The sequence below is a fragment of the Halomonas alkalicola genome (genome assembly GCF_030704205.1).
Classification (GTDB): domain Bacteria; phylum Pseudomonadota; class Gammaproteobacteria; order Pseudomonadales; family Halomonadaceae; genus Halomonas; species Halomonas alkalicola.
Map to the genome: position 1 here is coordinate 2,744,218 of NZ_CP131913.1, position 23,247 is coordinate 2,767,464.

17 protein-coding genes are annotated in these 23,247 nt (G+C 67.3%); 7 read left to right on the forward strand and 10 right to left on the reverse strand.

Annotation, left to right across the window (positions count from 1 at the left end; translation table 11 throughout):
• Positions 1-16 precede the first annotated feature (16 nt).
• The 4 genes from B6N23_RS13040 to B6N23_RS13055 all read right to left on the reverse strand — a co-directional run bounded on the left by B6N23_RS13040 (position 17) and on the right by B6N23_RS13055 (position 3,333).
• On the reverse strand, positions 17-1,030 hold the full coding sequence (locus tag B6N23_RS13040; protein WP_305499584.1) for an ion transporter: 1,014 nt from the start codon (positions 1,028-1,030) through the stop codon (positions 17-19).
• Between the two features lie 139 nt (positions 1,031-1,169).
• Positions 1,170-2,024 carry a sirohydrochlorin chelatase gene (locus B6N23_RS13045; protein ID WP_305499587.1) on the reverse strand — a complete coding sequence of 285 codons (855 nt, stop codon included), beginning with the start codon at positions 2,022-2,024 and terminating at the stop codon, positions 1,170-1,172.
• Positions 2,025-2,220: 196 nt separating this feature from the next.
• Positions 2,221-2,508, reverse strand: coding sequence for a sll1863 family stress response protein (locus tag B6N23_RS13050; RefSeq protein ID WP_110070698.1), 288 nt, complete (start codon positions 2,506-2,508; stop codon positions 2,221-2,223).
• A 147-nt stretch (positions 2,509-2,655) separates the two neighbouring features.
• Positions 2,656-3,333 carry a 5'-methylthioadenosine/S-adenosylhomocysteine nucleosidase gene (locus B6N23_RS13055; protein WP_305499589.1) on the reverse strand — a complete coding sequence of 226 codons (678 nt, stop codon included), beginning with the start codon at positions 3,331-3,333 and terminating at the stop codon, positions 2,656-2,658.
• Between the two features lie 115 nt (positions 3,334-3,448).
• Between B6N23_RS13055 and B6N23_RS13060 the strand changes: the two genes are divergently transcribed.
• The 3 genes from B6N23_RS13060 to B6N23_RS13070 all read left to right on the forward strand — a co-directional run bounded on the left by B6N23_RS13060 (position 3,449) and on the right by B6N23_RS13070 (position 5,734).
• Positions 3,449-3,847: a GFA family protein gene (locus B6N23_RS13060; RefSeq protein ID WP_305499591.1), complete on the forward strand. Its 399-nt coding sequence runs from the start codon at positions 3,449-3,451 to the stop codon at positions 3,845-3,847.
• 145 nt (positions 3,848-3,992) lie between these two features.
• Complete coding sequence (locus B6N23_RS13065; protein WP_305503809.1) at positions 3,993-5,285, forward strand: MFS transporter; 1,293 nt, start codon at positions 3,993-3,995, stop codon at positions 5,283-5,285.
• A 125-nt stretch (positions 5,286-5,410) separates the two neighbouring features.
• Positions 5,411-5,734, forward strand: coding sequence for a DUF427 domain-containing protein (locus tag B6N23_RS13070; protein ID WP_305499593.1), 324 nt, complete (start codon positions 5,411-5,413; stop codon positions 5,732-5,734).
• 189 nt (positions 5,735-5,923) lie between these two features.
• On the opposite strand, the gene tnpC is transcribed toward B6N23_RS13070, so the two are convergent.
• Complete coding sequence (gene tnpC / locus B6N23_RS13075) at positions 5,924-7,378, reverse strand: IS66 family transposase (RefSeq protein ID WP_305499594.1); 1,455 nt, start codon at positions 7,376-7,378, stop codon at positions 5,924-5,926.
• A gap of 248 nt (positions 7,379-7,626) precedes the next feature.
• Between tnpC and B6N23_RS13080 the strand changes: the two genes are divergently transcribed.
• Positions 7,627-9,417, forward strand: coding sequence for a P-loop NTPase family protein (locus tag B6N23_RS13080; RefSeq protein ID WP_305499597.1), 1,791 nt, complete (start codon positions 7,627-7,629; stop codon positions 9,415-9,417).
• On the forward strand, positions 9,414-9,905 hold the full coding sequence (locus B6N23_RS13085) for a hypothetical protein (protein ID WP_305499602.1): 492 nt from the start codon (positions 9,414-9,416) through the stop codon (positions 9,903-9,905). The genes B6N23_RS13080 and B6N23_RS13085 overlap by 4 nt, the downstream gene beginning before the upstream one ends.
• Positions 9,906-10,014: 109 nt before the next feature.
• Here B6N23_RS13085 and B6N23_RS13090 read toward each other — a convergent pair whose 3' ends face one another.
• The 4 genes from B6N23_RS13090 to recC all read right to left on the reverse strand — a co-directional run bounded on the left by B6N23_RS13090 (position 10,015) and on the right by recC (position 20,309).
• Positions 10,015-10,296, reverse strand: coding sequence for a diguanylate cyclase domain-containing protein (locus tag B6N23_RS13090; RefSeq protein WP_439649824.1), 282 nt, complete (start codon positions 10,294-10,296; stop codon positions 10,015-10,017).
• Positions 10,297-10,360: 64 nt separating this feature from the next.
• The gene (recD, locus tag B6N23_RS13095; RefSeq protein ID WP_305499606.1) at positions 10,361-12,610 is read right to left on the reverse strand and encodes an exodeoxyribonuclease V subunit alpha; all 2,250 of its coding nucleotides are present in this window, start codon (positions 12,608-12,610) and stop codon (positions 10,361-10,363) included.
• Between the two features lie 59 nt (positions 12,611-12,669).
• Positions 12,670-16,689 (reverse strand): exodeoxyribonuclease V subunit beta, encoded by a 4,020-nt coding sequence (gene recB, locus B6N23_RS13100; RefSeq protein WP_305499607.1) that lies wholly within the window; start codon positions 16,687-16,689, stop codon positions 12,670-12,672.
• Positions 16,686-20,309: an exodeoxyribonuclease V subunit gamma gene (recC, locus tag B6N23_RS13105; protein WP_305499608.1), complete on the reverse strand. Its 3,624-nt coding sequence runs from the start codon at positions 20,307-20,309 to the stop codon at positions 16,686-16,688. Before recC ends, recB begins: the two co-directional genes overlap by 4 nt.
• A 112-nt stretch (positions 20,310-20,421) precedes the next feature.
• Between recC and B6N23_RS13110 the strand changes: the two genes are divergently transcribed.
• Entirely contained in the window at positions 20,422-21,081 is a 660-nt protein-coding gene (locus B6N23_RS13110; RefSeq protein ID WP_305499610.1) for a flavin reductase family protein, read from the forward strand.
• Position 21,082: 1 nt separating this feature from the next.
• On the opposite strand, the gene B6N23_RS13115 is transcribed toward B6N23_RS13110, so the two are convergent.
• Complete coding sequence (locus B6N23_RS13115) at positions 21,083-22,030, reverse strand: D-2-hydroxyacid dehydrogenase family protein (protein WP_305499612.1); 948 nt, start codon at positions 22,028-22,030, stop codon at positions 21,083-21,085.
• Between the two features lie 224 nt (positions 22,031-22,254).
• Here B6N23_RS13115 and B6N23_RS13120 point away from each other — a divergent pair, with 224 nt between their 5' ends.
• Positions 22,255-23,238 carry a TRAP transporter substrate-binding protein gene (locus B6N23_RS13120; protein ID WP_305499614.1) on the forward strand — a complete coding sequence of 328 codons (984 nt, stop codon included), beginning with the start codon at positions 22,255-22,257 and terminating at the stop codon, positions 23,236-23,238.
• The last annotated feature ends 9 nt before the right edge of the window (positions 23,239-23,247 follow it).

Genomic DNA, 23,247 nt, shown 5'->3' on the forward strand with positions numbered 1-23,247 from the left:
GCCGTGGGCGGCGACATCACTGGTAGCGCTGCTGCCAGCCCTTGACCGCGATCTGCTCCTTGAGCAGCTCCAGCATGTCCACCAGCACCTGCTCGGTGACCTGCTCGGTGACCTGCTCGGTGTGGGGGTCGGTGCGCAGCCAGGCATCGAAGCCGCTCTCGGCCAGGTGCTCCACCAGGGCGGAGAACTCCGCCGACTGCAGCCCCTCCAGGGCCTCGTTGACCAGGCGGCAGGCCAGGTCGGAGAGCGAGGCCTCGAGCCCCCGGCTCAGCTGGCTGCCCAGTGGCAGCCGCGCCAGCCGCTGCAGCTCCGGGCTCTCCGCCAGGGTGCGGCCGACCAGGCCGCGCACGTAGCGCAGGGTGTCGTCGCGATTGCGGGCGTAGGCGCTACCGGCCATGGCCTCCAGCCGCTGGCTGATCTCGTGGATCAGCGCCTTCTGGCGGGGCCGCACCACCCGTTCCACCACCCGGGTGGAGAGCGAATCGCCGGAGCGCAGCTGGGCCTGGACGTTGTCGAGCATGCGGATGGCGATGCGGTCGGTGAGCTCCTCCAGCAGGATGTCGTAGTACTTGGCGACCACCCCGTAGAGGTACCAGCGACGCACGTCGATCAGCCCCAGCCGGTGCAGCCGATGCACCAACGAGACGACGCGCAGGATGCGCAGCAGCCGGAAGCCGCCCACCGGGATGCAGCCGAGCACGTCGTACCAGTGCACGAAGGGATAGAAGAACCAGCGGTGATAGCGCCGTTCGGCGATGGCCACCGCCCAGCCCAGCAGCACGTCGAGCACGAACACCGCCACGAAGGCCAGGTCGATGGCGATGAAGCGGGCGTGGACATGCTGGTCGTAGGCGGCGTGCAGCCCGGGCGCGGCGGCCTCGAAGGCGGCGTTCAGCGGCGCGAGCAGGAAGAGGCTGTCGAACAGCAGCAGGGTCAGGTTGGCGATCACCAGCAGGATGATCAGCAGGTCCCACACCAGGTGGAACCGCTCCAGGGCGGGGCTGAGGGATCGTTCGCGGGTGGCAGGCATGGCACCTCCTTGAGCACTGTGCCGCTATCTCCCCTCCCAGCCTAGACGCTGGGCCCGCGGGCCACCGCCCCCTCGGATCACCCCGAGCCCCCGGGTCACTCTTTCAGCCACCCCTTCAGCCACCGGCTCAGCTACCGGCTCAGCTACCGGCCGGCAGCGACAGCAGCAGCGGCGTGCCGGCCAGGCCCTGCGCCAGGCGGGTGGCGAGGATCTCCAGGATGCCGTCATGCTCCCCCGCCAGCCGGGTGGTGGTGACGCGCAGCCCCGGGGAGTGCGCCATGGCCTGTTCGCAGATCTCCGCGATGTCGCCGCCCTCGCCGGCGTGGCGCCCCGGGGAGAGGAACAGCATGGCCAGTATCACCTCGCTGCCGGCCATGGCCTCGGCGGCCAGCAGGCCCTCCAGCAGCGGCTCGTTGAAGCGGTAGGCATCGCCGTCGCGCCGTTCCATGGAGGCGAAGGTGACGCACTCGGCCTCCTCGCTCAGCAGCACGCTGAGCTGGCCGGCCAGGAAGTTGCGCACCGCCGTGACCTCGGGAATCGGGCTGCCGTGGTCGACCAGCACCACCCTGGGCCGCGACGTGCCCTTCATCTGCTCGCGCACGTTGTCGGCCAGCAGCCTTGCCAGGCGCAGGTCCAACGGGGCCTGGCTCTCCACCAGCGGCAGCGCCACCTTGACGGCGAGCCGTGGATGGCGGGCCTGCACCTCGGCCAGGCGTTCCGGCAGGTAGCGGGTCAGCGCCTGGCTGGGCCCGAAGAAGAAGGGCAGGATCACGAGCTCGGTCACGCCCTGCTCCGCCAGCTGCTCGGCCCGCGGCCCCAGCGACACCGCCTTCTCCCCGTCGAGCTCCTCGGCCGGGATCTTGTAGGAGTGCAGCAGGGAGGCGGCCTCGATCTCCTGGCCGGTGGCCTCGCCGAGGGCCCGGGCCAGGCGGCGCAGGTTGAGGGTGGCCTGGGCCCGCAGGGAGCCGTTGTCGACGAGCAGGATCTTTCGCATGGAGGCCTCTGGCTGGCTTGGATGGGTTGGCACGGATTGACTGGCATGGATCAGCTGGCACGGATCACGAAACGCACGGCGGCGCCCACGGCGCCAGGGGCCATGACACTACCGGGCGGAGGGGTGGTCAAGCGGCATGATGAACGGGCGCCCGCCATGGGCGCCCGCAGCAAGGGGAGGGCAAGGCAACCGCCGGCTACTTGAAGCGGTCGCGGGCCTTCTCGAAGGAGTCGCTGAAGGATTTCCAGGCGCGCTCGGCGCCGTCCCGCAGGTCGTCCCAGGCGTCGTCGCCGGCCTCGCGCAGCTCCTTGAGCTTGTGGCGCATCTCCTCGCGCTTGGCCTCGAGGCGCTCGGCCTCCTTCTCCCGCTCGATGCGTGCATCGGCCTCGGCGCCCCTGGCCTTGGCCCGCAGCTTGTCGATCTCGGCCTGCCACTCGTCCAGCTTCGCGCGCAGCTTCTGCTCGTAGGCTTCCCTGTTGCTCATATGGACGCTCCTTTCCTGATGGGGGTGAAACCTCGCAGACCCGCCGGCGGGCGGCAGGGCCTCTCCTTCAGGGTGGCAAGCCCGGCGGGCGGCCGCAAGGGCGCATGCCACCGGCTCGCGGCGCGTGGTGACGGCCCCGCGATGGCCTCAGGGCGTCAGCAGGCCCGCGGCGAGCGCCTCGCCGAGGCGGTCGACGGCGGCGGCCAGCTTCTCATCGATGACGTGCAGGTACTCCGTCCAGTCGTTAACGTGGTGCAGCTCCGCCTTGCCGTCCGAGATGCCGCGCAGCGCCACCAGCGGCACCTGAAAGCGTGCGCAGGCGCGCAGGCAGGCGTAGCTCTCCATGTCGACCATCTCGGCGGCGATGGCGTCATAGGCCGCGCCGGAGACGATATTGGCGCCGGTGGAGAGCGTGGCCTCGCGAATGCCGGGAATCCGCAGCGGCAGCGGCAGGGTTGCCGGCAGGTCGAGGAAGGGGGTGACGCCCTGGTCGAAGCCCAGCGCGGTGGCGTCCATGTCGCGATAGGCGACGGAGCTCGCCTGATAGACCTCGGTCTGCTCGAGCATCCGGCTGCCGGCGGAGCCCAGCGACACCACCAGCGCCGGCAGGCGGCCCTGACCGGCGAGGGCGGCCAGGGCCGCGGTGAGCTCGACCGCCGCCTCCACCGGGCCGACGCCGGTCATCAGCGGGGTGAAGCGCTGCCGCAGGTGCGGGCCGTACTCGGCTTCGGCGGCCATCACGAAGAGCACATCGTGGCCGCCCAGCCGCATCGGCTGGGGCAGGTTGCCGCCGTCTGGGCGGGGGGAAGAGGGGGAAGGTGTCATGGAGTGGGTGTGCCTCGTGTGGAATGCCTGGGCCCAGTGTACTGCGCCGAAGGGAGCAGTGTGCCTGTGGCTCGATACGGCCAAGATGGCGGAAAACCAGCGGGGAGGAACGCCGATGCATACCGGAAGCTGTCTGTGCGGGAAGGTGGGGTACGAGTACCACGGCGAGATCGACGCGATCTCCATGTGCCACTGCAAGCAGTGCCAGAAGGCCCAGGGCACGGCCTTCGTCGCCGTGGCGCCGATCCGCTCGGCGGACTTTCATCTCACCCGGGGCGAGGCGCATCTGAAGGAGTACCGCGCCACGCCGGGCAAGGTGCGGGTGTTCTGCGCCGAGTGCGGAAGCCCCCTCTACAGCGCCCGCGACGACCTGCCCGAGGCCAAGCGGCTGCGTCTGGGCACCCTGGACACCCCGATCGCGCCCGGCAGGCGGGTCCACGCCTGGGTCTCCTCCCGGGCCGAGTGGTTCGAGCTCGCCGACGACCTGCCGAAGTTTCCCGAATTCGCCCGATGATGCCACCCCTCTGACGTTTGCCGAGGCCGCTTGGCTGCTTCACGCTGGGCCGAGGTGCCGACACGCGATGGCCCCCCAGGGGCGGCCATCGGGCGTCCGGCAGCGCTGACGACCTCGACCACCGAGCAGGACCGGCGGAGGCAGGATCATGAGACTTTCGAGCACGGGGTTCGCGGTCCTGGGGGCCGCGCTGATCGCCATCAGCTTCGGCCTCGCCCGCTTTGCCTTCGGGCTCTTCGTCCCCCCGATCCGCGAGGAGCTGGGCCTCGGCTCCTCCGTGATCGGCATCATCGGCGCACTGCCGCTGATCAGCTTCCTGCTGGCCACCGCGGTCGCCCCTCTCGTCACCCGTCGCCTCGGGTCCCGCTACACGGCGGTGCTCTCCGGGGGCTTCGGCGTCGCCGGGCTTTCGCTGATCAGCCGGGCCGCGGACCCGCTGATGCTGGGCGCGGGGGTGTTCGCCTGCGGGATCTGCACCGGCCTGATGATGCCCGCGCTGACGGCGGCCATGCAGGCCGTCGTCAGGCGCTCGCTGCACGGGCGCGTCAGCTCGGTGATGAACGCGGGCACCAGCATCGGCGTGATCGTGGCCGTGCCCACGGTGCTGTTCCTGGCCGGCGCCTGGCGCCATGCCTACCTCTCCTTCGCCATCTTCGCCGGCCTCGGGGTGATCGCGGCCTGGCTCCTGCTGCCCTCGGTCTCGCGGATCGTGCCGGCCAACGCGGCGGACCCGCCGCCCCTCAATGAACTGCCCTGGTCGCGCCTGGTCCGGCTCACGCTCTTCGCCTTCCTGATGGGCTTCGTCTCCGCTGCCTACTGGATCTTCGCCCCCGACCTGGTGGTGAGCCTCGGCGGCCTGCCTGCAAGCGCCACCGCCTGGCTGTGGCTCGCGGTGGGGGTGGCCGGCCTCGGCGGGGCCGTGGTCGCCGATCTGGCCGATCGCAACAACCCGCCCATCACCCAGGCGCTGATGCTGATGATGCTCTCGGCGAGCCTCGCCCTGCTGGCCGCGAGCCCCGACCAGCCGCTGCTCACCGCCTTCTCCGCGCTGGTCTTCGGCCTGGCCTACATGAGCCTGACGGGGCTCTACCTGATGACCGGTATCCGCCTTTTGCCCGGGCGCCTTGCCGTGGGGCCGGTGCTGCCCTTCATGGCGGTATCGCTCGGCCGGGCGGCCGGCTCGCCGGTGGTCGGCCGCCTGGTGGAGGGCTTCGGCTACGCCGACGCCTTCGCCATGTTCGCCGCGCTGGGCATCCTGGTGGCCATCCTCCCGCCCTTCTACCCGGGCGCCATCGCCCAGGCGGAGGAGGAAGAGGCCGCCGAGGAGGAAAGCGGCCTGCAGGCGGCCTACGACAGCCAGCTCCTGGACGAGCAGGGCGAGCCGCTGGAGGACCCCCTCGAGGAGGAGGAAGAAGAGCAGCCCGCCGCCGGATCGTGAGGCCCGACCTGACGGCGTTGCTCTTGCCGGCAAGACCTTAGTCGTAGGAAATCTGCCGTCGGCGAGGGCTGTCAGGATTGTTACGATACGTAATGAAATATTAGAAAAACGCACAGGGAACGATCATGGACGATGCCCCAGAGCCGCGCATCACGCTGTACCCGCACTCCCGTCGGGTGCGGGTCGTCATCGACGGCACCGTCCTGGCCGACAGCACCCGCGCCATCGAAATGCGCGAACGCGGCTACCCGCCGCGGCAGTACCTCCCCCGCGACGACGTACGCATGGACCTGCTGCCCCCCTCCGACACCGTGACCCACTGCCCTTTCAAGGGCGATGCCGCGTATTTCTCCTTTGGCGAGCACAAGGATGTGGCGTGGAGTTATGAGCGACCTGTTGAGGGCATGGAGGCAATTGAGGGGAGGGGGGGGCGTTTTATGGCGGGGTAAAGGTGGCAGACAAATGAGAGTCTGTCCCCGATTTTCTTGGTGTAGATGTTGATATTTTTTAGTCTTTTGATTTTTTGCTTTTGGAGGGGGAGATGGCGTCGTTTAATATTAGTCTTAGTAGCGTTGCAGCCAAAATTGCACAATGTATTGAGTCTCAAGAGATTGGTGGTAAGCCTATTGATATTGTAACTATTCAGCACCGGTTGGCTGAGTCGGGGCTTCTTGCTGCATGAAGGCTGGCACCTCCCCCGCAAACAGTTGCTCCAGTGCGGTATGCGCCGCTACCCCTTGCTTGACGGCGGTCGAGAGAAAGCTACGCATGCGGCAGAAGATCTCAGCACCCTCCCAGGAGCGGAAACAGCCCGAGATTTTCTGCTGGACCTTGGTCATTCGCAGATCGCGCTCCCCCTGGTTGTTGGTGAAGGGAGCGGCAGGGTCGTCGAGGAAGCGCAACACGTCGTCCTCGTACGCCTGGAGGCGTTCCAGGAGGTTGCGCGACTTGGTGCGCTTGGCCCGGCCTCGCGTTCCAGGTGGCGGTTTCACCGGCGGGGGGCACTCGGCGTCCCCTTTCGCCAGGCAATCTCGATAGCGCTGCCGCCAGGCTCGGGTCTCATCGGCCGAGAGGCAGCCGTCGGCCACCTCCACGGCGCGATGCATCTCCAACAACAGGTCATGCAAGGCCTTGGCCCATGCCTGGCCATCGTTCTCCCAGGCCGCTGTCAGCTCCCGAAGGTGGTGCGCATTACAGAGCGCGTGCCGGCAATCCGGATAGCGGTAGTAGGGCTTCCAGTGATCATGCACCAGCACCAGCACGCCACGCACGAAGGGCAATACGCCGATGGCGTCCATCGCTTCCTGGCCGCGCTTGGGGTGCGGGGCCAACCAGGTCAGGGCCTCGTTGGAGGCGCTGTGTAGCCAGTAGCGTTTGCCACCGACCTGCATTCCGGTTTCATCGGCATGGACGGTGGCTGCTTCACGTAGCGCCGGGATCACCCACTCGGCGAACGCCTCGGCCCGCTGGTAGGCCTCCTGGTTGAAGGCGAACAGGGTGCCGGTGCTCAGCGACAGGCCGCACTGCGAGGTGAGCAACTCGCGGATACGCGCATAGGGCAACAGCTGATACTGGGAGAGATAGACGACATGCGCCTTGAGGCGAGGGCCATACTGGATGGGGCGAGTCACGCCCTCGGGGAATGGCGCCACGTAGCGTTGCCCCTGATCATCTTCGAGGACCTCAGCCTGATATTCGGTGACCACGGCCTGGATTACGATGTCCTGCACTTGGCGCGTTTCGACGCCGACCGGGCGGTAAGAACGCCCCTTGGGGAGTTGCCGACGATCGACACGGAGCTTGACCACCTCGTCGGGGTCCGTCACCGGCGCCAACGTCTTACCCTCATGCCCTGGCTGTCCGCCGGGGCGCCGCTCGCCTTTGGCGCGCGAGCGGCGCTGGCGATTGGGATCCTGGGACGGTGGCTTGCTGCTGTTGCGGCTACTGGTGGCCAGGCGATCGGCCATGAGCTTGACCAGCAGCATCAGCACATCGATGGCGGCACGCAGCGACGGCGAGACCGTCTGGTCTTCCTTGAGCTGCTGCCGGACCCGCTCCAGGGCCTCGTCGACGTTGATATCGCTGATGGTCATATCACCGCATAGGTGTGCCGAATGATGCTGTGCACTATGCCAGAAAAATCAGCTGGTTGGCGATACCCCATCCGCAGCCACCTGAATAGTTACTTGATATTTTAGTTTCTGGCAATTCTTTTTGTCCGAAGGAGGGATGGCTTTGGGACTATAAGGCTCAGTTTGACGGCAGTGAGATATCTCTTGCTAAGCGTGTTAGGCAGGTAATTAGTTTCCATAATTCATTTGGTGGGTATATAGTCTATGGCGTGCAGGAGTTAGTTAAGGATCAGGTTTTTTCTCCTGTTGATATTGATCTTGATGCTTTCAATATATCAGCTTTGAGGGATAAAATAAAACATTATTCAGGTGTCGAAATTGACTGCACTTTCTCAAGGGTTGAGAAGTTTTTTGATGGCAAGTGTTACGTTTTTGGACTTTTGCTAGTCCCCAAGCGTGCTGTAGATGGTGAACTGGTAAAGATCGTTAGGGATGGGCCGCTTAAAAGGGTGGGCGGAACTGCAAGAATATTTTCTTCTGAAGATGTGTTGATGAGGTCTCTTGATCAATGCATGAGAGCTGAAAAGCCAGAGGATTATAAATTCTTATTTTCTCCCAGGAAGTTTTCAGATAGGGCTGGGGGGCAAAGCGGGAACCATGCTAAATTCCTGGATCATAACCTCCCGGATAAGCAGCTTATCTGTCCAAAGTTTGTTGGTAGGAAAGAAGAAATAACTTTGCTCTGGCAGTGGATGGCGGAGCCGTTTGACTACACAAGAGTTCTTGCTGGTGATGGGGGGAAGGGAAAAACATCTATCGCTTACCAGTTTTGCGAAGAGTTTTCAAGAAGTGCCCCGCAAGGCTTTGAAAAAATCATATGGTTGACTGCAAAGGAAAAGCAGTTTTCTGGCATTGCTAACGAATACTACGATTTAAACGGGGCGGACTTCTCTAACGCTCAAGACTTTCTATTATCTCTTGCAGAACATTGTGCGCTGCTGGAAAGTGATGTGGATGGACTTTCAGTTAATGGGCTTAAATCACTAATAAAGCAGTCGATAGCTTTCTTTCCTAGTTTGGTGGTGGTCGATAATATCGATGCGCTTGATGACGACGATCAAAAAAAGATAGTCGACTGCTGTCGCCATTTGGCAAGTGATAAAGTAAGATATCTAATAACAACTAGGAAAAAGTTCTCTTACTCTAGCGAGTCATGTATTGATGTTTCCGGGATGAATGCTGACGAACATAAGGAGTACGTCCTCTCCTTGGTTGAAAAATATCGAATAAAAGATTTTAAGCAAGGCTTTATAAATAAAATACATGAAGTGAGTGATGGTTCTCCATTGCTAACCCAGTCAATTATTAGGCTCCACAGGTCTGGGCTTTCTCTTGATAAAGCAATTTCTGAATGGAGAGGAGAGCTAGGGGAGGACGCGAGGAATGCCGCTGTGCGTAGAGAGATTGATTCTCTTACTCCTGAGGCAAAGCGAGCTCTGTTAGCTGTTACCTATTTTGGAAGTTGCTCTTTTACAGAGCTGAGGCAGGTGTTGGCTGTTCCCAAAATTAAGCTTATGGACGTGGTTGAAGAGCTAAAGGCTCTTTTCTTGGTTGATGAGCCAAGGATAGTTCAAGGGGAGGATCGTTTTTCTGTTTCATCAACTACATCCTTGTTGGTTGGTGAGATAAGAAAGGAAATGGCTGGCGACCACCAAGCACTTTTGAACGAAGTTAGGCGGCACCGTTCCTCAGTTAAAGAGGGTAAGCGGGGGAATAGGCATAGGGTTGGAATGGCTATTAGTCAGGCGAGAGCCCTAAAGTTGGAAGGGGATTTTTCTCGAGCATTTGAAACTATCGACAATGAGCTTTCTCGTCAGAAGCAGCATCCAGATTTGATCCTTACAAAAGGGTGGCTTTATCTTGAGTCTGTGCCGCCAAATTATGAAGAGGCAAGGAAGTGCTTCAGGATTTCTCACTCGAAAGGCGGCAAGGCACAAAAGAGTTTTTATATGACTGTTGGTATAGGGCCGAAGAAGGAAAGGTGTATCCTCAAGGAATGATAGATGTTTCTCGTCATGCGCTTGTGAGCGGGGTTTGCGACGATAAAGTTTGGAATTATAGATTGGCAAGGGGTTTGATTTACAAGTCTGCGTACAGAAAGGGGGAAGATAAGGTTAAAGACCTTTTTGAGGCAAGCGAAAAGCTTTCATCTGACCTGAAGAGCCTTGATCAGCTGACTAGAAAAGTTAGGCTTGATGAGATATTCGAGTTAAATAACTATATATGCAAGTTGGTTTCTGTAAAGAAGGGTGAGAGGTTCTCTTCTTTCGATATTGTTTCAAGGTTGATAGAAAGGGGGGATGTAAGGGTTGTTCTCTTTGATTTTTGTCACAGACTCCTTGCTGATGAAAGGGGGGGTGTGATCAAGCCGAATCAAGTGTCTGCATACAATGCTCGCGTGGAGAAGCTGAACCATCTTATAAGAGATAGGACTAAGGGTAGGAGTTCTTCCGGAATGATGGGGAATTATTTCTTGGATGTTATTTAATTAGCGGTTTTTCTTTCTAGTTATTTGCATTTGGAGAGCTCGAGCGGAACACCTCAATGAGGGGCAAGTATGGGGGAGCATAAGCTCCCCATCACGGCTCGCCTCATACCTACTGACTCACCACCTCTCGGTTCCTGCCGCCGTACTTGCCGGCGTAGAGGGCCTGGTTGGCCCGGTGGATCAGGGCGTCAAGGTCGGTTGCCTCGTTGAGGACCCCGGCGATGCCGATGGTGACGGTCAGGCGGTGCTCGAGCATCGCCTCCATCACCGCAAGCTCGCTGACCTTCTGCTGCAGCCGTTCGGCCACCATCTGCGCGTCCTTCGGGTGTGCATCCGGCAGGGCGACGATGCGCCGAAGCGCCCGATCACATCCTGGGGCAGCAGGGAGCACATACCGTTCTACTGCCTGCCTTTTGCGGTATCAAGGTGGTGGGAAAACGGACGGGTGCCAACGCTCATCCGGCTCCCAATCCACTCACCCGCATCACCCGACGCTCCACCGCATCCAGCAGCTGGCCGCGTCCGGTCTCGACCAGGGTGAGCCAGTGTCTGGCGCGGGTGATACCGGTGTAGACCAGCTCCCGGGTGAGGATCGGGTTGGGGGCGTCGGGGAGCAGTAGGGCGGTGTGGGTGAACTCCGAGCCCTGGGACTTGTGCACCGTCATGGCAAACACCGTCTCCACCGCCTGCAGGCGGCTGGGCAGCACCCACTTGATGCGCCCGCTGCCGTCTCCTGCCGGAAAGGCGACCCGCAGCGCCGGGCCGCGGCCCTCGCCCGTGGGCTGGGGCAGCGCCAGGGTGATGCCGATATCGCCGTTCATCAGCCCCAGGCCGTAGTCGTTGCGGGTGACCAGCACCGGGCGGCCGGGATACCAGAGCCGGCGGCCGTCGCCGCTGTCGATCAGCCCTTCCTTCTCCAGCGCGGCGCGGATGCGCTCGTTCAACCCCTCCACGCCCCAGGGGCCGCGGCGCAGGGCGCAGAGCAGCTGGAACTGGCCGTGGGCGGCCAGCACCTGTCGGGCCCAGTCGTCCAGCGCCTCGCGGGCGATCTCGCCGTGCTGGCCCGCCTGTGGCTCGGCGCGCTGCATGACGTCGAGGCTCCGCATTACCTCCAGGTAGTGGCGATAGCCCACCGGCGGCGGCAGCGTCTTGCCGTTCACCATGCGGCCCTCGCCGGCACTCTTTCCTCGATCAGGGAAGCCCGCGGGGTGCCCCGAGACCACCAGCCGTTCCAGGCCGCGATCCCTGTCCGTTTCCAGCTTGAGGTGGGAGAGGTCGGCGTAGCCGTGACCAAGCACCTCGCGGATGGCGGTGCGCTTCTCGCGGCCCGCCGCATCGCGGTTGACCGCCCCGGCCAGCCGGCCGATGCCGCTGGCCGCGTCGAAGCGGTGGCTCACCCGCAGCATGGCGATGGCCTGGTCCAGCGGGGCGCCCGCGGGGTCGATCATCTCGGCGGGCAGCGCCTGGCCGGTGGCCTCGGCGAGCCAGTCGGCGGTTTCGGGCGTGTAGTGGCCGCCCTCGGCCCGGGCGCAGAGGTCGCCGAGTACCGAGCCCGCCTCCACGGAGGCGAGCTGGTCCTTGTCGCCCAGCAGCACCAGGCGGGCGCGGCGCGGCAGGGCGTCGAGCAGCGCGGCCATCATCTCCACGTCGACCATGGAGGCCTCGTCCACCACCAGCACGTCCAGCGGCAGCGGGTGTCGGGCGTTATGGCGGAAGTGGCGGGTGTCGGGGCGCGAGCCCAGCAGGCGGTGGAGGGTGGTGACGTCGGTGGGAATGGCGGATCTGAGTTTGCTGGCACTGCAATCGCCCGATAAATCGGGCTCCCACAAGTCTGAAAGACCGTCGAGGCTTAACCCAGCCACCTGCCCGGCGATGGATTCGTTGAGGCGCGCGGCGGCCTTGCCGGTGGGGGCGGCCAGGCGGATGCGCAGCGCTCGGCGGCCTTCGCCCAGTGCCAGAGTCTGCAGCAGGGCGAGCAGCTTGACCACCGTGGTGGTCTTGCCGGTGCCGGGGCCGCCGGTGATCACCGCGAAGGGCGAGCGGGCGGCCAGGGCGCAGGCGGCCTTCTGCCAGTCCAGAGTGGGGCTTGCGGGGAAGAGGGCGTTGAGGGCCTGGCCGAGGGTAGTGGTGTCTGCCGGGCGCCTGTCGGCGCCTTCGCTCGGCGGAGCCGAGCTCCTACAGGCGTCGTCGCTTTTGCCCAGTCTCGTCGCAATGTGGTGGCGGATTTCCCGCTCGTGGTGCCAGTAGCGGCGCAGGTAGAGGCGGGTGGCGTCGAGCACCAGCGGGGTGCTGCCGGGCCCGTGGCCGACGATCAGCGGGTGAGTGAGCGCTTCCTGCCAGTCGGCGAGGGTGAGCTCACCGAGCAGGGCGCTGGGCAGGGGGGGGGGGGGCGAGTCCTCCAGGCTGTCGCCCTCCGGGGGCAGCGAGAGGGCGAGGTCCGGCTCGGCGAGGGTGCGCTCCAGGTCCAGGCAGACGTGGCCGCGGCCGAGCTGGTGGCTGGCCAGTGCCGCGGCCAGCAGCAGCGGGGCAGGGGCGTCGGGTACCTCGCGGGCCAGGAAGGCGGCGAAGGCGCGGTCCAGGGCGCGCAGCCAGCCGCGGGCCACCCAGCGGTCGAGCAGCGCGAAGAGTGCTGCGCTCTTGTGCAGGGCCTCGGCGCCGGCGGCCTCGTTGGGGGTGGCCTGGGCGGTGGGTGAGTGGTCACTCATGGCTTTGTCTCCAGCGCTCATGGCTGTGTCTCCAGCGCTCATGGCTGTGTCTCCAGCGCTCATGGCTGCTCCTCCGGGGTGGCATCGGCATCGCGGAACAGGGCGTCGAGTGCTTCGATCAGCACCCGGGGCGGGCGCTCGTGGTGCACGCCGCGGGAGGGGGCGTGCTGGCCACGCAGGAAGACGTAGAGCGCCCCACCCAGATGGCGGTCGATGTCGTAGCCGGGCAGCCGCGCCTTCAGCAGGCGGTGCAGGGCCAGCAGGTAGAGGCAGTACTGCAGGTCATAGCGCTTCTCGCGCACCGCCTCCGCCATGGCCGCCTCTGAGTAGGCCTCGTCGTCGCGGCCCAGGTAGTTGGACTTCCAGTCCAGCACGTAGAAGCGCCCCTCGTGCTCCACCACCAGGTCGATGAAGCCCTTGAGCATGCCGTTGAGCCGGTCGCGCTCCAGCGCCGGGCGCTCGGCGCCGCCCAGTGTGTGAGCGCTTACGAGGGCGTCCAGTCGGGTGGTGTCGACCCGGTGGGCGGCAAACCAGAACTCCAGCTCCACCTGATAGTGAGCGCTCTCCAACCGGTCCAGCCGCAGCGGCGACACCGGCCCCTCGGGGGCGTTCGGCACTGGCAGCTCGCAGGCCAGCAGCCCCCGCAGCCAGGCCTGCAGCGCCGGGATGCGCTCGCGCCAGCCGCGCAGGTTGGCGCGCCGCGCCAGGGTGTCGTTCAGCCGCTCGGGCTCCGCGACCAGCCGGGCGAAGCCCTCGGCGCCGGCCCACTCCAGCAGGCCGTGCAGGAAGGTGCCCGCCGCCGGCCCCCGGGGGAAGCGGTGAAGCGAGGCATCACTCACCGGCAGCGGCGCGCTGGCCGGGTCACTGGGCTCGTCACGCATCTCCCGGGCGGTGGCTTCGAGAGCGCTTTCAGGTTCTTCCAGAAGGGCGGGCTCTGTGGAGAGAGCGCTTTCGGGTTCTTCCAGAAGGGCGGGTGCTTCTTCATCACCAATGCGCTCTCCGCCCAGGCGCAGCGCCGAGTAGCTGGCGATCCACCAGTGCTCCCGGGCGCGGCGCGCCGGAGTGAGCGCCTCGCGCAGGGCCTCGTCGTTCGCCTCGCTGGGCACCATCTGGTCATTCGGCTCCGGCGCCGGCTCGACCTTGAGCTCCGTCTCCGCCGCGCCCTGGGCGAGGGGGAAGAGGGCCTCGAGCAGGCCGTCCGTCGAGGGTGACGAGAGCGGTGCCCCGGCGGTGAGCACCTGGCCGATGGCGCTGCGCTCGAACCCCTTGAGCGGGGCGATGCCCAGCCAGGTGGCGTGGCGGGCGCGGGTCAGGGCCACGTAGAGCTTGCGCAGGTCCTCACCCAGGCGCTCGTCGTCGGCGCGGGCTAGCACGGTCTCGTCGGGTTCCAGCGAGAGGTGGCGTCGGCCCGCCGCGTCGTGCCAGGTGAGCGGCAGGTCGGTGGCCTTCTTCTCGCGGAAGGCGCAGATGAAGGGCAGGAAGACCAGCGGGTACTCCAGCCCCTTGGACTTGTGGATGGTGATCACCTGTACCAGGTCGGCATCGCTCTCCAGGCGCAGGCGGTGCGTATCGGCCTGCTGGGGTGGATGGGCGCGGGCCTCGCTCAGGTGGCGCAGCAGGGCGTGCTCGCCGTCGAGCTCGGCGCTGGCCTGCTGGAGCAGCTCGCCGAGATGCAGCAGATCGGTGAGATGCCGCTCGCCACTCGGGCTCCTGAGCAGCCGGGTGGGCACGGCGAAGTCGGCCAGCAGCCGGTGCAGCATGGGCAGCACGCCCTGGCGCTGCCACTGCCGGTGGTAGCCCCGGAACTGCAGCACGCGCGCCTCCCAGGCCAGCTCGTCGTGCTGCAGGGCGTCGAGCTCGGCGAGCGATAGCCCGACGCTGGGCATGGCCAGGGCGGCGTGCAAGCGCCGTTCGCTGTCGGGCTCGGCGCAGGCGGCCAGCCACACCTCCAGCTCCAGGGCCGCCGGGGTCTCGAAGACCCCCTCCTTGTCGGAGAGGTAGACGCTCTTGATGCCGCGTTCGAGCAGCGCACCGCGGATCGCCTTCGCCTCGTTGCCGTTGTTGACCAGCACGGCGAGATCCGACGGTTTCAGGGGCCGGAAGGGCTCGTCGGGCGCGCCGAAGCCGGTGCGGCCCTGCTGGCCCTCGCGCAGAAGCTCGGCCATCCGGGTGGCGCAGCGCGCGGCCATCTCCTTGAAGTAGGCGCCCTTGCTTATGCCCTTCTCGGCATCGTCGCCCTGGGCCGAAAGGTGCCAAAGCGTCATGGCGGGCAGCGGCTTGCCGTCGCGGGTCAGGGCATCCTTCCTGCCTTTAGCTGCCACCGGTAAAAAAGGCACAGGGTTGCCCCCCTCGGGGGAGCGGAACAGGAAGGCGCCGCGGCCGGCGGGGTGGGTCTCGGCGAAGCGGAACACCCGGTTGACCGCCTCCACCATGGCGGTGGAGGAGCGGAAGTTGGTGCCGAGCGTCACATGGCGACCGACGGTGTCGCGGCGCGCCTGCAGGTAGGTGTGGATATCCGCGCCGCGGAAGGCGTAGATCGCCTGCTTGGGGTCGCCGATCAGCAGGACGGCACCGGGGTTGTCGGGGTCGGGGGCCTCGGCCAGGCGGTAGACGTGGTCGAAGAGCCGGTACTGCACCGGGTCGGTGTCCTGGAACTCGTCCACCAGGGCCACCGGGAACTGGCGGCGCACGTGCTCGGCCAGCGCCCCGCCGGCGGGGCCGGCGAAGGCGCGGTCGAGGCGCTCGAGCAGGTCGTCGGGGCCGAGCTCGGCGCGGCGCTGCTGCACGCGCTCGCGCCGTTCGCTCATCCAGCGCACGGCGTGAGCCAGCAGGTCGGCGTGGGCGCTGGGCAGGGCCTCGAGTTGTTCGGGCAGCGCGACCAGGGCGTGCAGGGCGGGGTGGTCCAGCGGCTCGCCCTGCTTCCAGATCTCGGCCATGCCCTCGGGCGTCAGGCGCTTCCAGGCGGCGTCGGTGAGCGCGGGGGTGGCGAGCTCTGGGTCCTGGGCCCAGTCGCGCAGCTTCGCCAGCCAGTCGATGCGGCTTCTGCTGTTGAGCTTGCGCTGGTCGAAGGCCTTGGCGGCGGCGGCGCTCTCCAGTTGTTCGGTGAGCTCATCCAGCCAGGCGGGCCAGGGCGCCTTGAGCTCGGCGAGCACCCGGGTGCGTTCGGCCTGCAGGGTGGCCAGTGCCCCGGCGGGGGGAGGGGCGTCGGGCAGCAGCTCGGCGTCGCCCTGCAGGCGGCGGACGTCCTCGGCCAGGGCGTCGGGGGTCTCCCAGTAGCAGGTGACCACCGCGAGGGCCTCGGCGTCCAGGGCGTAGTAGAAGCTGCGCCAGTAGTCCCGGGCCACCTCCAGCTCGAGCTCCGACTGGTCGAGGTTCATCTCGAGCGAGAAGAGGCTGCCGCTCTCGAAGGCGTGCTCGCGCAGCATGCGGTGGCACCAGGAGTGGATGGTGGAGACCGCGGCCTCGTCCATCCACTCGGCGGCGAGCTGCAGGCGGCGGGCGCAGGCCGGCCAGCGCTCGCGGGGATAGCTGTCTCGCAGGGCGAGCAGCGGGTCGCCGCCCGGCGTATTGCCGTGCGACCTGTCCACCGCCTCTGAGTTATCCACCGGTGGTTCGGCGAAGAGGTCCCCTGTCATGGACGGGGCTTTCCCTGAGACAGGTCTCTGCGGAGGCGCTGTGAACCCCTCCCTGGGCGCTACCGATGCCATCCCTGGCATAGGACCTCCGCGATGACCTGCCCCAGGCGCCCCTTCGGTGGATTCTTCTGCAGCCTTGCTTGAATGAGGGTCTGTCCCCGATTGAAACGCCTCGGCGGCCTCCATCAGCCGGGCGCGGATGCGGTCGCGCAGCTCCCGGGTGGCGGCGTTGGTGAAGGTCACCACCAGGATCTCCGGGGGGGTGAGGGCGCGGGGGAAGCTCTCGGCGTCGGCCTCGTCCCGGGGGCCCAGCACCAGGCGCACGTAGAGCAGGGCGATGGTGAAGGTCTTGCCGGTGCCGGCGCTGGCCTCGATCAGCCGGCTGCCGGTGAGCGGCAGGTGGATCGGGTCCAAGTTGGCTGGCGTCTGGTTATCGGTGCTCATGCCTTGCCTCCCTTGCCCTTGCGGTTCTTCTCCTTCGGCTTCTTCACCGCGCGTAGCAGCGGGGCGTAGAGCCGCTCGGCCAGCTCGGCGAAGCCGCCGCCCTCCGGCGACCGGACCATCTCCTCCAGCTCCGGCCACTGGCGCAGCAGGTAGGGGTCGCGGCCGCGCTCGCCGTGGTCGTTGTTGAAGCCGCTGCCGTAGAAGACGGTGCTGGCGGCCTTCCAGGCCTTGTCGTCCTCCTCGCTTGCCGTGCCGGCGAGGCAGCGGGCCATGGCCGCGGGGCTCCCGCCCTTCTCCAGCCAGGCGAAGGCGGTGTCCCGGGGCAGGGGCGGGGGGGTGGCCATGCCGTGCTGCCAGGCCGCGGCGATATCGGCCAGCCGCGCGCGGGCCTCCTCGGCGGGCAGCGGGGCCAGGGTGCCGCCGCCGGCGCGGGAGAGCAGCCGGGTGGTCATGGGGCCCTCCAGCTGGCCGGCCAGGTGGGCCACCCAGGGGCCGAGCCAGTGCTTCCAGTGGTATTTGCCCTTGTTGACCAGGCTGCTGGTGGTGAGCAGCACCCGGCAGCGCTCCATGGCGTCGTTGACGCGCAGCTCGCCCAGCCAGTCCTCCAGGGCCAGGCCGCCGCTCGGACTCTCATCGGCCCCTTCGCCCAGCGCCTCGCGAAGGTCCAGCGAGACGGTGAGGGGTTCCTCCATGGCGTGGGGCCACTCGTCGAGCACCTGGCGGTAGTCGGCGAAGAGGCTCTCCATGGGCTCGACGAGGGAGTCGCGCATGCGCTCGGCGAATCCGCCCATGGCCAGGCGCCCCTGGCGCTCGAGACGCTCGAGGGTGGCCAGCATGGCGGGCTCATGGGGTTCGCCAGCCTCCACCGCGGCGCGGCTCGCCTCGATCAGCGCATGCTGCAGCTGCCAGTGGTCGAGGCCGCCGAGGGTGAAGGGCTCGTGATCGAGGCGCTCCATGGCATCGAGCTCCAGGAAGACCTTGAGCCGGGTGGTGGTGAAGGCCTGTACCGGCGCCCTGAGGAAGGCGCCCAGCTGGGCCAGGGTCAGCGGGGCCTCCTGGCGGAAGGGGGCCAGTGGCACCGGTTCGGGCGGCGCGCGCTCGTCGCCGGGCAGGTGCAACTCGCGCCACTCGTGAGCGTAGGTGGTCAATGAAGAACCTTCGCGGAAGTACTCGATGCTGAAGGGCTGCAGCGGGTGCTCGGTGGTCAGCGCCGCCAGCAGTGCCTTGCCGCCGTCCTCCACTTCCTGCCCTGCCAGCCGCCAGCCGCGGGCCAGGTGGTCGCGCAGCTGGCCGAGCAGCACCGAGGGGGGCTGCTCGGTGTTGTCGACGATGCTGCGTCCCACCCAGCTGATGCTCAGCCGGTCCCGGGCCGAGAGCAGCGCCTCCAGGAAGAGGTAGCGGTCGTCCTCGCGGCGGGAGCGGTCGCCGGGGCGGTAGTCCTGGGCCATCAGGTCGATGTCCAGCGGGCGCTGGACCCGCGGGTAGTCGGCGTCGTTCATGCCCAGCAGGCAGACGTGGCGGAAGGGGATGGCGCGCATCGGCATCAGGGTGGCGATGTTCACCGCCCCGGCCAGGAAGCGCTGGGAGAGGCTCGCCTCGTCCACCTGGGCGAGCCAGTGCTCGCGCACCACCGAGAGCGGCAGGGGCTCGCTGAGCCCGGCCTCCTCGGCGCTCTCCTGCCAGGCGTCCAGCGCCTGCTCCAGCCGGGTCAGCGCCATCAGGTCCTGGTCGGAGTCGGCCAGGAAGCAGGCCGCCAGCAGCTCGCGCAGGCGCTCGCCCCAGGTGGCCACGTCGCAGGGCTCGGCGAGGGTCTGCCACTGGGCCTCCAGGGTGTCGATCAGGCTGACCAGGGGGCCGGCCAGCGCCGCCTCCAGCCCGCCGATGTCGTCATAGGGCTCCACCCCCTGCCAGGGGCCGTCGGCGGCATCGCCCACCGCATAGCCCAGCAGCAGCCGGCGCAGACCGAAGGCCCAGGTGTTGGCGGCCATGCCGCCCGGCAGGTCGAGGCTCTGGCGCTGGCGGGCGTCAAGCCCCCAGCGGATGCCGGCGCCCTCGATCCAGCGGCGCAGGGTGGGCAGGCCGCTCTCGGGGACGGCGAAGCGGGCGCGCACCGCCGGCACCTCCAGCAGGTCGAGCAGGTCGCTCACCGAGAGGCGCAGTTCCGGCAGGCGCAGCAGCGACTCCAGCGCGATCAGCAGCGGCAGGCGGTGGCGACTGGCCTGGTCGGAGAGGGTGAAGGGGATATGGCGCGGGTCGTCGGGGTCGAGGCGGCCGAACACCGCTTGCACCGCGGCGGCGTACTGGTCCACGTCGGGCACCATCACCAGGATGTCCCGGGGCTTGAGGGTCGGGTCCTCGCTGAAGGCGGCGAGCAGCTGGTCGTGGAGGATCTCCACCTCACGCAGGGCGCTGTGGGCCACCTGGAAGCGCAGCGAGCGGTCGCGAGCCGGGTCCACGGCGGGCCAGGTGGCGCGGCTCTCGGCCAGCGGGCGCAGCTCGAGGATATCGTCCTGGAGCTGGCGCAGCAGGCTGGGCTCGGCGTTGTGGTGGAGAGGGGAGTCGAAGAGGTCGATGCGCAGCGCCTCGCCTTCGAAGAGGCCGCGGTAGGCCTGCTGCTCGTCGAACTCGTCCAGCAGGCGCAGGTAGTCGCGGCCCTGCTTGCCCCAGGCGGCCAGCAGCGGCTGGGCGTGGAGGTGCAGCTCGGTCTCGGCCAGGTCCGCCGGCATGCCGGGGCGGCGCCGCTGGCGCTTCCTTTCGGCCCTGAGAAGATCCTTGTGCTCGATGATGTCCGCCCAGTAGTGGCGGCAGGGGTTGTGCACGTAGAGCAGCACCTGGCTGACCCGCGCCACGGCGGCCAGCGCCTCCAGGGTCTGGGCGGGCAGCGAAGAGATGCCGAAGACGATCACCCGGCGGGGCAGGCCTGGCGGGCGCTCGCCCAGCTCCCGGCAGGCTTCGAGGAAGCGCTCGTGTACCGCCGCGCGGCTGGAGGCCAGCCCCGCCTCGCCATGGGCCCGGGCGATGTCGTCGCGCAGGGCGCGCCACAGCTCGGCCTGCCAGCGCTGCTCCTCGGCGAGCGGGCGCGCCTCGCCGCGGGCGGTGATCAGCACATCCTCGCCCGTGGCCCAGGCGGTGAGCCAGTCGGCGCGGTAGACCTGGTACTGGTCGAAGAGGTCGGCCAGGCGCTCGGCCAGCTGGTGGCGCTTGCGCAGGTCGTCGTCGCCTTCCAGGAAGCGTGCCAGGGGGGCGAACACGGGGGCGTCCAGCAGGGCGGGCAGCAGGCGCATCAGCCGCCACACCAGCCGCGGCTTGTCGAAGGGCGAGACCGGCGGCACCTGCTCCTCTCCCAGCACGGCCCGGTAGGCCTGCCACAGGAAGCGCGCCGGCAGGCTGACGTCGAGCGCCGCGGCGATGCCGGCGCCGCCCCGGGATTCGTCCGCGGCCAGGGCGAGCTTCAGCCACTGGCTGATGCCGTTGCTCTGCACCAGGATCGTCTCGTTCTCCAGCGGCCCCAGCGGGTGGCGGCGCATCCACTCCACCGCGAGGCCGCGCAGCGCCTCCAGGCGGTTGCCGTGGATCACCATGAAACCGGGCTGCAGGGCGGAATCGTCGAGGGCGGGCATGGCGCGGTTCCTTCGCTGGGTGCCGAGGGCGATGACAGGCCTCTCATGGTGCCACAGCGCGGTGCCGGATGGGCTACCATCGGGGGATCGCGATTCTCACGGAGCCCCTGTCATGAGTGACTACCTGCTGGAAGAACACGCCCTGAGCCCGGGCAAGATCTACCGCCTGCTCTCGGGCAGCATCTGCCCGCGGCCCATTGCCTGGGTCTCGACCCTGGACGCGGCCGGCAACGCCAACCTGGCGCCCTTCTCGTTCTTCAACGTGGTCAGCGTCAACCCCCCGGTGCTGGGCTTCTCGCCGCTGCTCGACGGCGATGCCAACCCCAAGGACACCATCCGCAACCTCGGCGAGGTGGGGGAGTGCGTGGTGCATATCAGCGGCGAGGGGCTGGTGACGGAGATGAACGCCACCAGCGCGGGGCTCGAGCACGGCGACGACGAGTTCATCCACGCGGGGCTCGAGAAGGTGGCCATGGCCGGCGTCTCGGTGCCGCGGGTGGCGGGGGCGCCGGTGGCCTTCGGCTGCCGTCTGCGCGAGATCATCCGCTTCGGCGACCAGCCCCTGGCCGGCAACCTGGTGCTGGCCGAGGTGGTGTCGATCCACATCGACGACGCCCTGTGGGACGGCCGCCACGTGGATGCCGAGGGGCTCAGGCCCATCGGGCGCATGGCGGGCAACGACTACGCCCGCTGCACCGACCTCTTCGAGGTGGAGCGCCCCGCCTCGGGCAGCTCCCTGAGCGCACAGCAGCGCGGCGGCCGGCCCTCCTGAATCACGCGGCCAGGTTTTTCACCGGCCTGCCGGCGGCGAAGGCCTGCAGGTTGTCGAAGGCGTCGCCGAAGTAGAGCTCGTAGCTGTCCTTCTCCACGTAGCCCAGATGGGGGAGGCCGAGGAAGTTGGGCATCTCCAGCAGCGGGTGGTCGATCACCGGCTCGTCGTCGAAGACGTCCGCGGCGGCCATGCCGGGCCGGCCTTCGCACAGGGCGGCCTCCAGGGCACCCGGGGCGATCAGCGGCGCTCGGGCGGTGTTGACCAGCAGTGCGGTGGGCTTCATGCGGGCCAGGTCCTCGGCGGTGACGATGCCCCGGGTCTCGTCGTTCAGGCGCAGGTGCAGGCTCAGCACGTCGCTGCGCTCGAAGAGCGCCGCCTGGCTGGCGGCCACCTCGAGGCCCGCCTCGGCGGCCCGCTGGCGGGTGCCCTCGCGGCCCCACACCAGCACCTCCATCTCGAAGGCCCGGGCGTAGCGGGCCATCAGCTGGCCGATCCTGCCGTAGCCGAAGATGCCCAGGGTGCGCCCCTTGAGGCCGGTGCCCAGGGTGCGCTGCCAGCGGCCGGCCTTGAGGTTGGCGGCCTCCTCGGGGATGTGGCGCATGGCGGCCAGCACCAGTCCCCAGGTGAGCTCGGCGGCGGCATGGGGCGAGCCGGTGCCGGCCAGCACCGTGACGCCTCGTTCCCTGCAGGCGGCCAGGTCCACGTGGGCGGCCCCGCCGCCGGTCTGGCTGATCACCCTGAGGTTGGGCAGGCGAGCGAGCAGCTCGGCGGTGATCGGCGTGCGCTCGCGGATCAGCACCAGCGCCTCGGCGTCCCGGAAGCGCGCCGACAGGGTGTCGAGGTCGGTGACGGTGTCGTTGAACACCGTGACCTCGTGGCCCTCGAGCCTGGCGAAGGCCTCCAGGGTGCGCACGCAGTCCTGGTAGTCGTCGGGAATCACTATCTTCATCGGCCTGGTCCCGCGGGGAGGCCGGGCGGATCGGGGGGGGGCGAACAGGGGGTGGGACATGGCAGGTCTCGCGCTGTGGAGGGGCATGGCTAATCCTATGCCAGCCGGCGGCACCAATGCATGGCTGCCATCAACGCCTCGTCTGCGGTAATCTCGTCAGCCTGATGATCACAAGGCCCGGCCGCACGCACGGCCTGACCACGCTGGACCGACACGAGGCTCCCATGAAACGACTCAAGACGCTGACCCTGGCCGTGGCCGCCGCTGCGCTTGCCACCGCTTCCCTGACCGCCCAGGCGCGGGACTTCCGCCTGGGGCTGATCCCCCCGCCGCAGCACCTGTGGAGCACCGAGGCCGAGGCCTTCGCCGAGAGCCTGCACGAGCGCTCCGGCGGCGAGCACAGCGTCAGCGTCTACCCGGCCCAGCAGCTCGGCAACGAGGCGCAGATGGTCCAGCAGCTGCAGACCGGCGCACTCGACATGGCCTTCCTGACCATCGCCGAGATCTCCAACCGCATCCCCGACTTCGGTGCCCTCTACGCCCCTTACCTGGTGGACGATGTGGACCACGCCGCGCGCCTGCTGCGCTCCGACACCGCCGCCGAGCTGCTCGAGCTGATGCCCGCCGAGGTGGGCCTGGTCGGGCTCGGCTACGGCATGGTGGGCATGCGCCAGGTGCTCTCCCGCAGCCCCATCGAGAACATGGACGACATGCGCGGTCAGCGTCTGCGCATCACCCCCTTCGAGCCCATCCGCGACTTCTACACCGCCACCGGCGCGGCCCCGGCGCCGCTGCCGCTGCTCGAGGTCTATGACGCCCTGGCCAACGGCCAGGTGGACGCCATCGACATGGACTTCGACTCGATCCTGATCCTCAAATTCCACGAGCAGGCGCGCAACCTGCTGATCTCCAACCATATGATGTTCCCGATGGTGGGCGTGGTCTCGGGCCGGGTGTGGCGCGAGCTCTCCGCGGAGGATCGCGAGCTGATCGAGACCACCATGGCCGAGCACCTGGAGAACGTGCTGGCCGGCTTCCAGCAGATGGACGCCGACCAGGAGGCTGAGATTCGCGGCCTGGACCTCAACATCGTCGAGGCCGACGCTGAGTTCTTCAGCGAGGCCATCGCCGAGTGGGAGGCCACCTGGGCCGAGAAGGCGCCGATGCTCGAGGCGCTGCGCGAGGAAGCCGAGCGCCTGCGCCAGTAAGCGGAAGGC

What these genes read in the sequence shown, in the direction of transcription:
- B6N23_RS13040 (WP_305499584.1), bottom strand. Translation starts at nt 1,030, where the DNA reads ATGCCTGCCACCCGCGAACGATCCCTCAGCCCCGCCCTGGAGCGGTTC.
- B6N23_RS13045 (WP_305499587.1), bottom strand. Translation starts at nt 2,024, where the DNA reads ATGCGAAAGATCCTGCTCGTCGACAACGGCTCCCTGCGGGCCCAGGCC.
- B6N23_RS13050 (WP_110070698.1), bottom strand. Translation starts at nt 2,508, where the DNA reads ATGAGCAACAGGGAAGCCTACGAGCAGAAGCTGCGCGCGAAGCTGGAC.
- B6N23_RS13055 (WP_305499589.1), bottom strand. Translation starts at nt 3,333, where the DNA reads ATGACACCTTCCCCCTCTTCCCCCCGCCCAGACGGCGGCAACCTGCCC.
- B6N23_RS13060 (WP_305499591.1), top strand. Translation starts at nt 3,449, where the DNA reads ATGCATACCGGAAGCTGTCTGTGCGGGAAGGTGGGGTACGAGTACCAC.
- B6N23_RS13070 (WP_305499593.1), top strand. Translation starts at nt 5,411, where the DNA reads ATGGACGATGCCCCAGAGCCGCGCATCACGCTGTACCCGCACTCCCGT.
- tnpC (WP_305499594.1), bottom strand. Translation starts at nt 7,378, where the DNA reads ATGACCATCAGCGATATCAACGTCGACGAGGCCCTGGAGCGGGTCCGG.
- B6N23_RS13085 (WP_305499602.1), top strand. Translation starts at nt 9,414, where the DNA reads ATGATAGATGTTTCTCGTCATGCGCTTGTGAGCGGGGTTTGCGACGAT.
- recD (WP_305499606.1), bottom strand. Translation starts at nt 12,610, where the DNA reads ATGAGTGACCACTCACCCACCGCCCAGGCCACCCCCAACGAGGCCGCC.
- recB (WP_305499607.1), bottom strand. Translation starts at nt 16,689, where the DNA reads ATGAGCACCGATAACCAGACGCCAGCCAACTTGGACCCGATCCACCTG.
- recC (WP_305499608.1), bottom strand. Translation starts at nt 20,309, where the DNA reads ATGCCCGCCCTCGACGATTCCGCCCTGCAGCCCGGTTTCATGGTGATC.
- B6N23_RS13110 (WP_305499610.1), top strand. Translation starts at nt 20,422, where the DNA reads ATGAGTGACTACCTGCTGGAAGAACACGCCCTGAGCCCGGGCAAGATC.
- B6N23_RS13115 (WP_305499612.1), bottom strand. Translation starts at nt 22,030, where the DNA reads ATGAAGATAGTGATTCCCGACGACTACCAGGACTGCGTGCGCACCCTG.
- B6N23_RS13120 (WP_305499614.1), top strand. Translation starts at nt 22,255, where the DNA reads ATGAAACGACTCAAGACGCTGACCCTGGCCGTGGCCGCCGCTGCGCTT.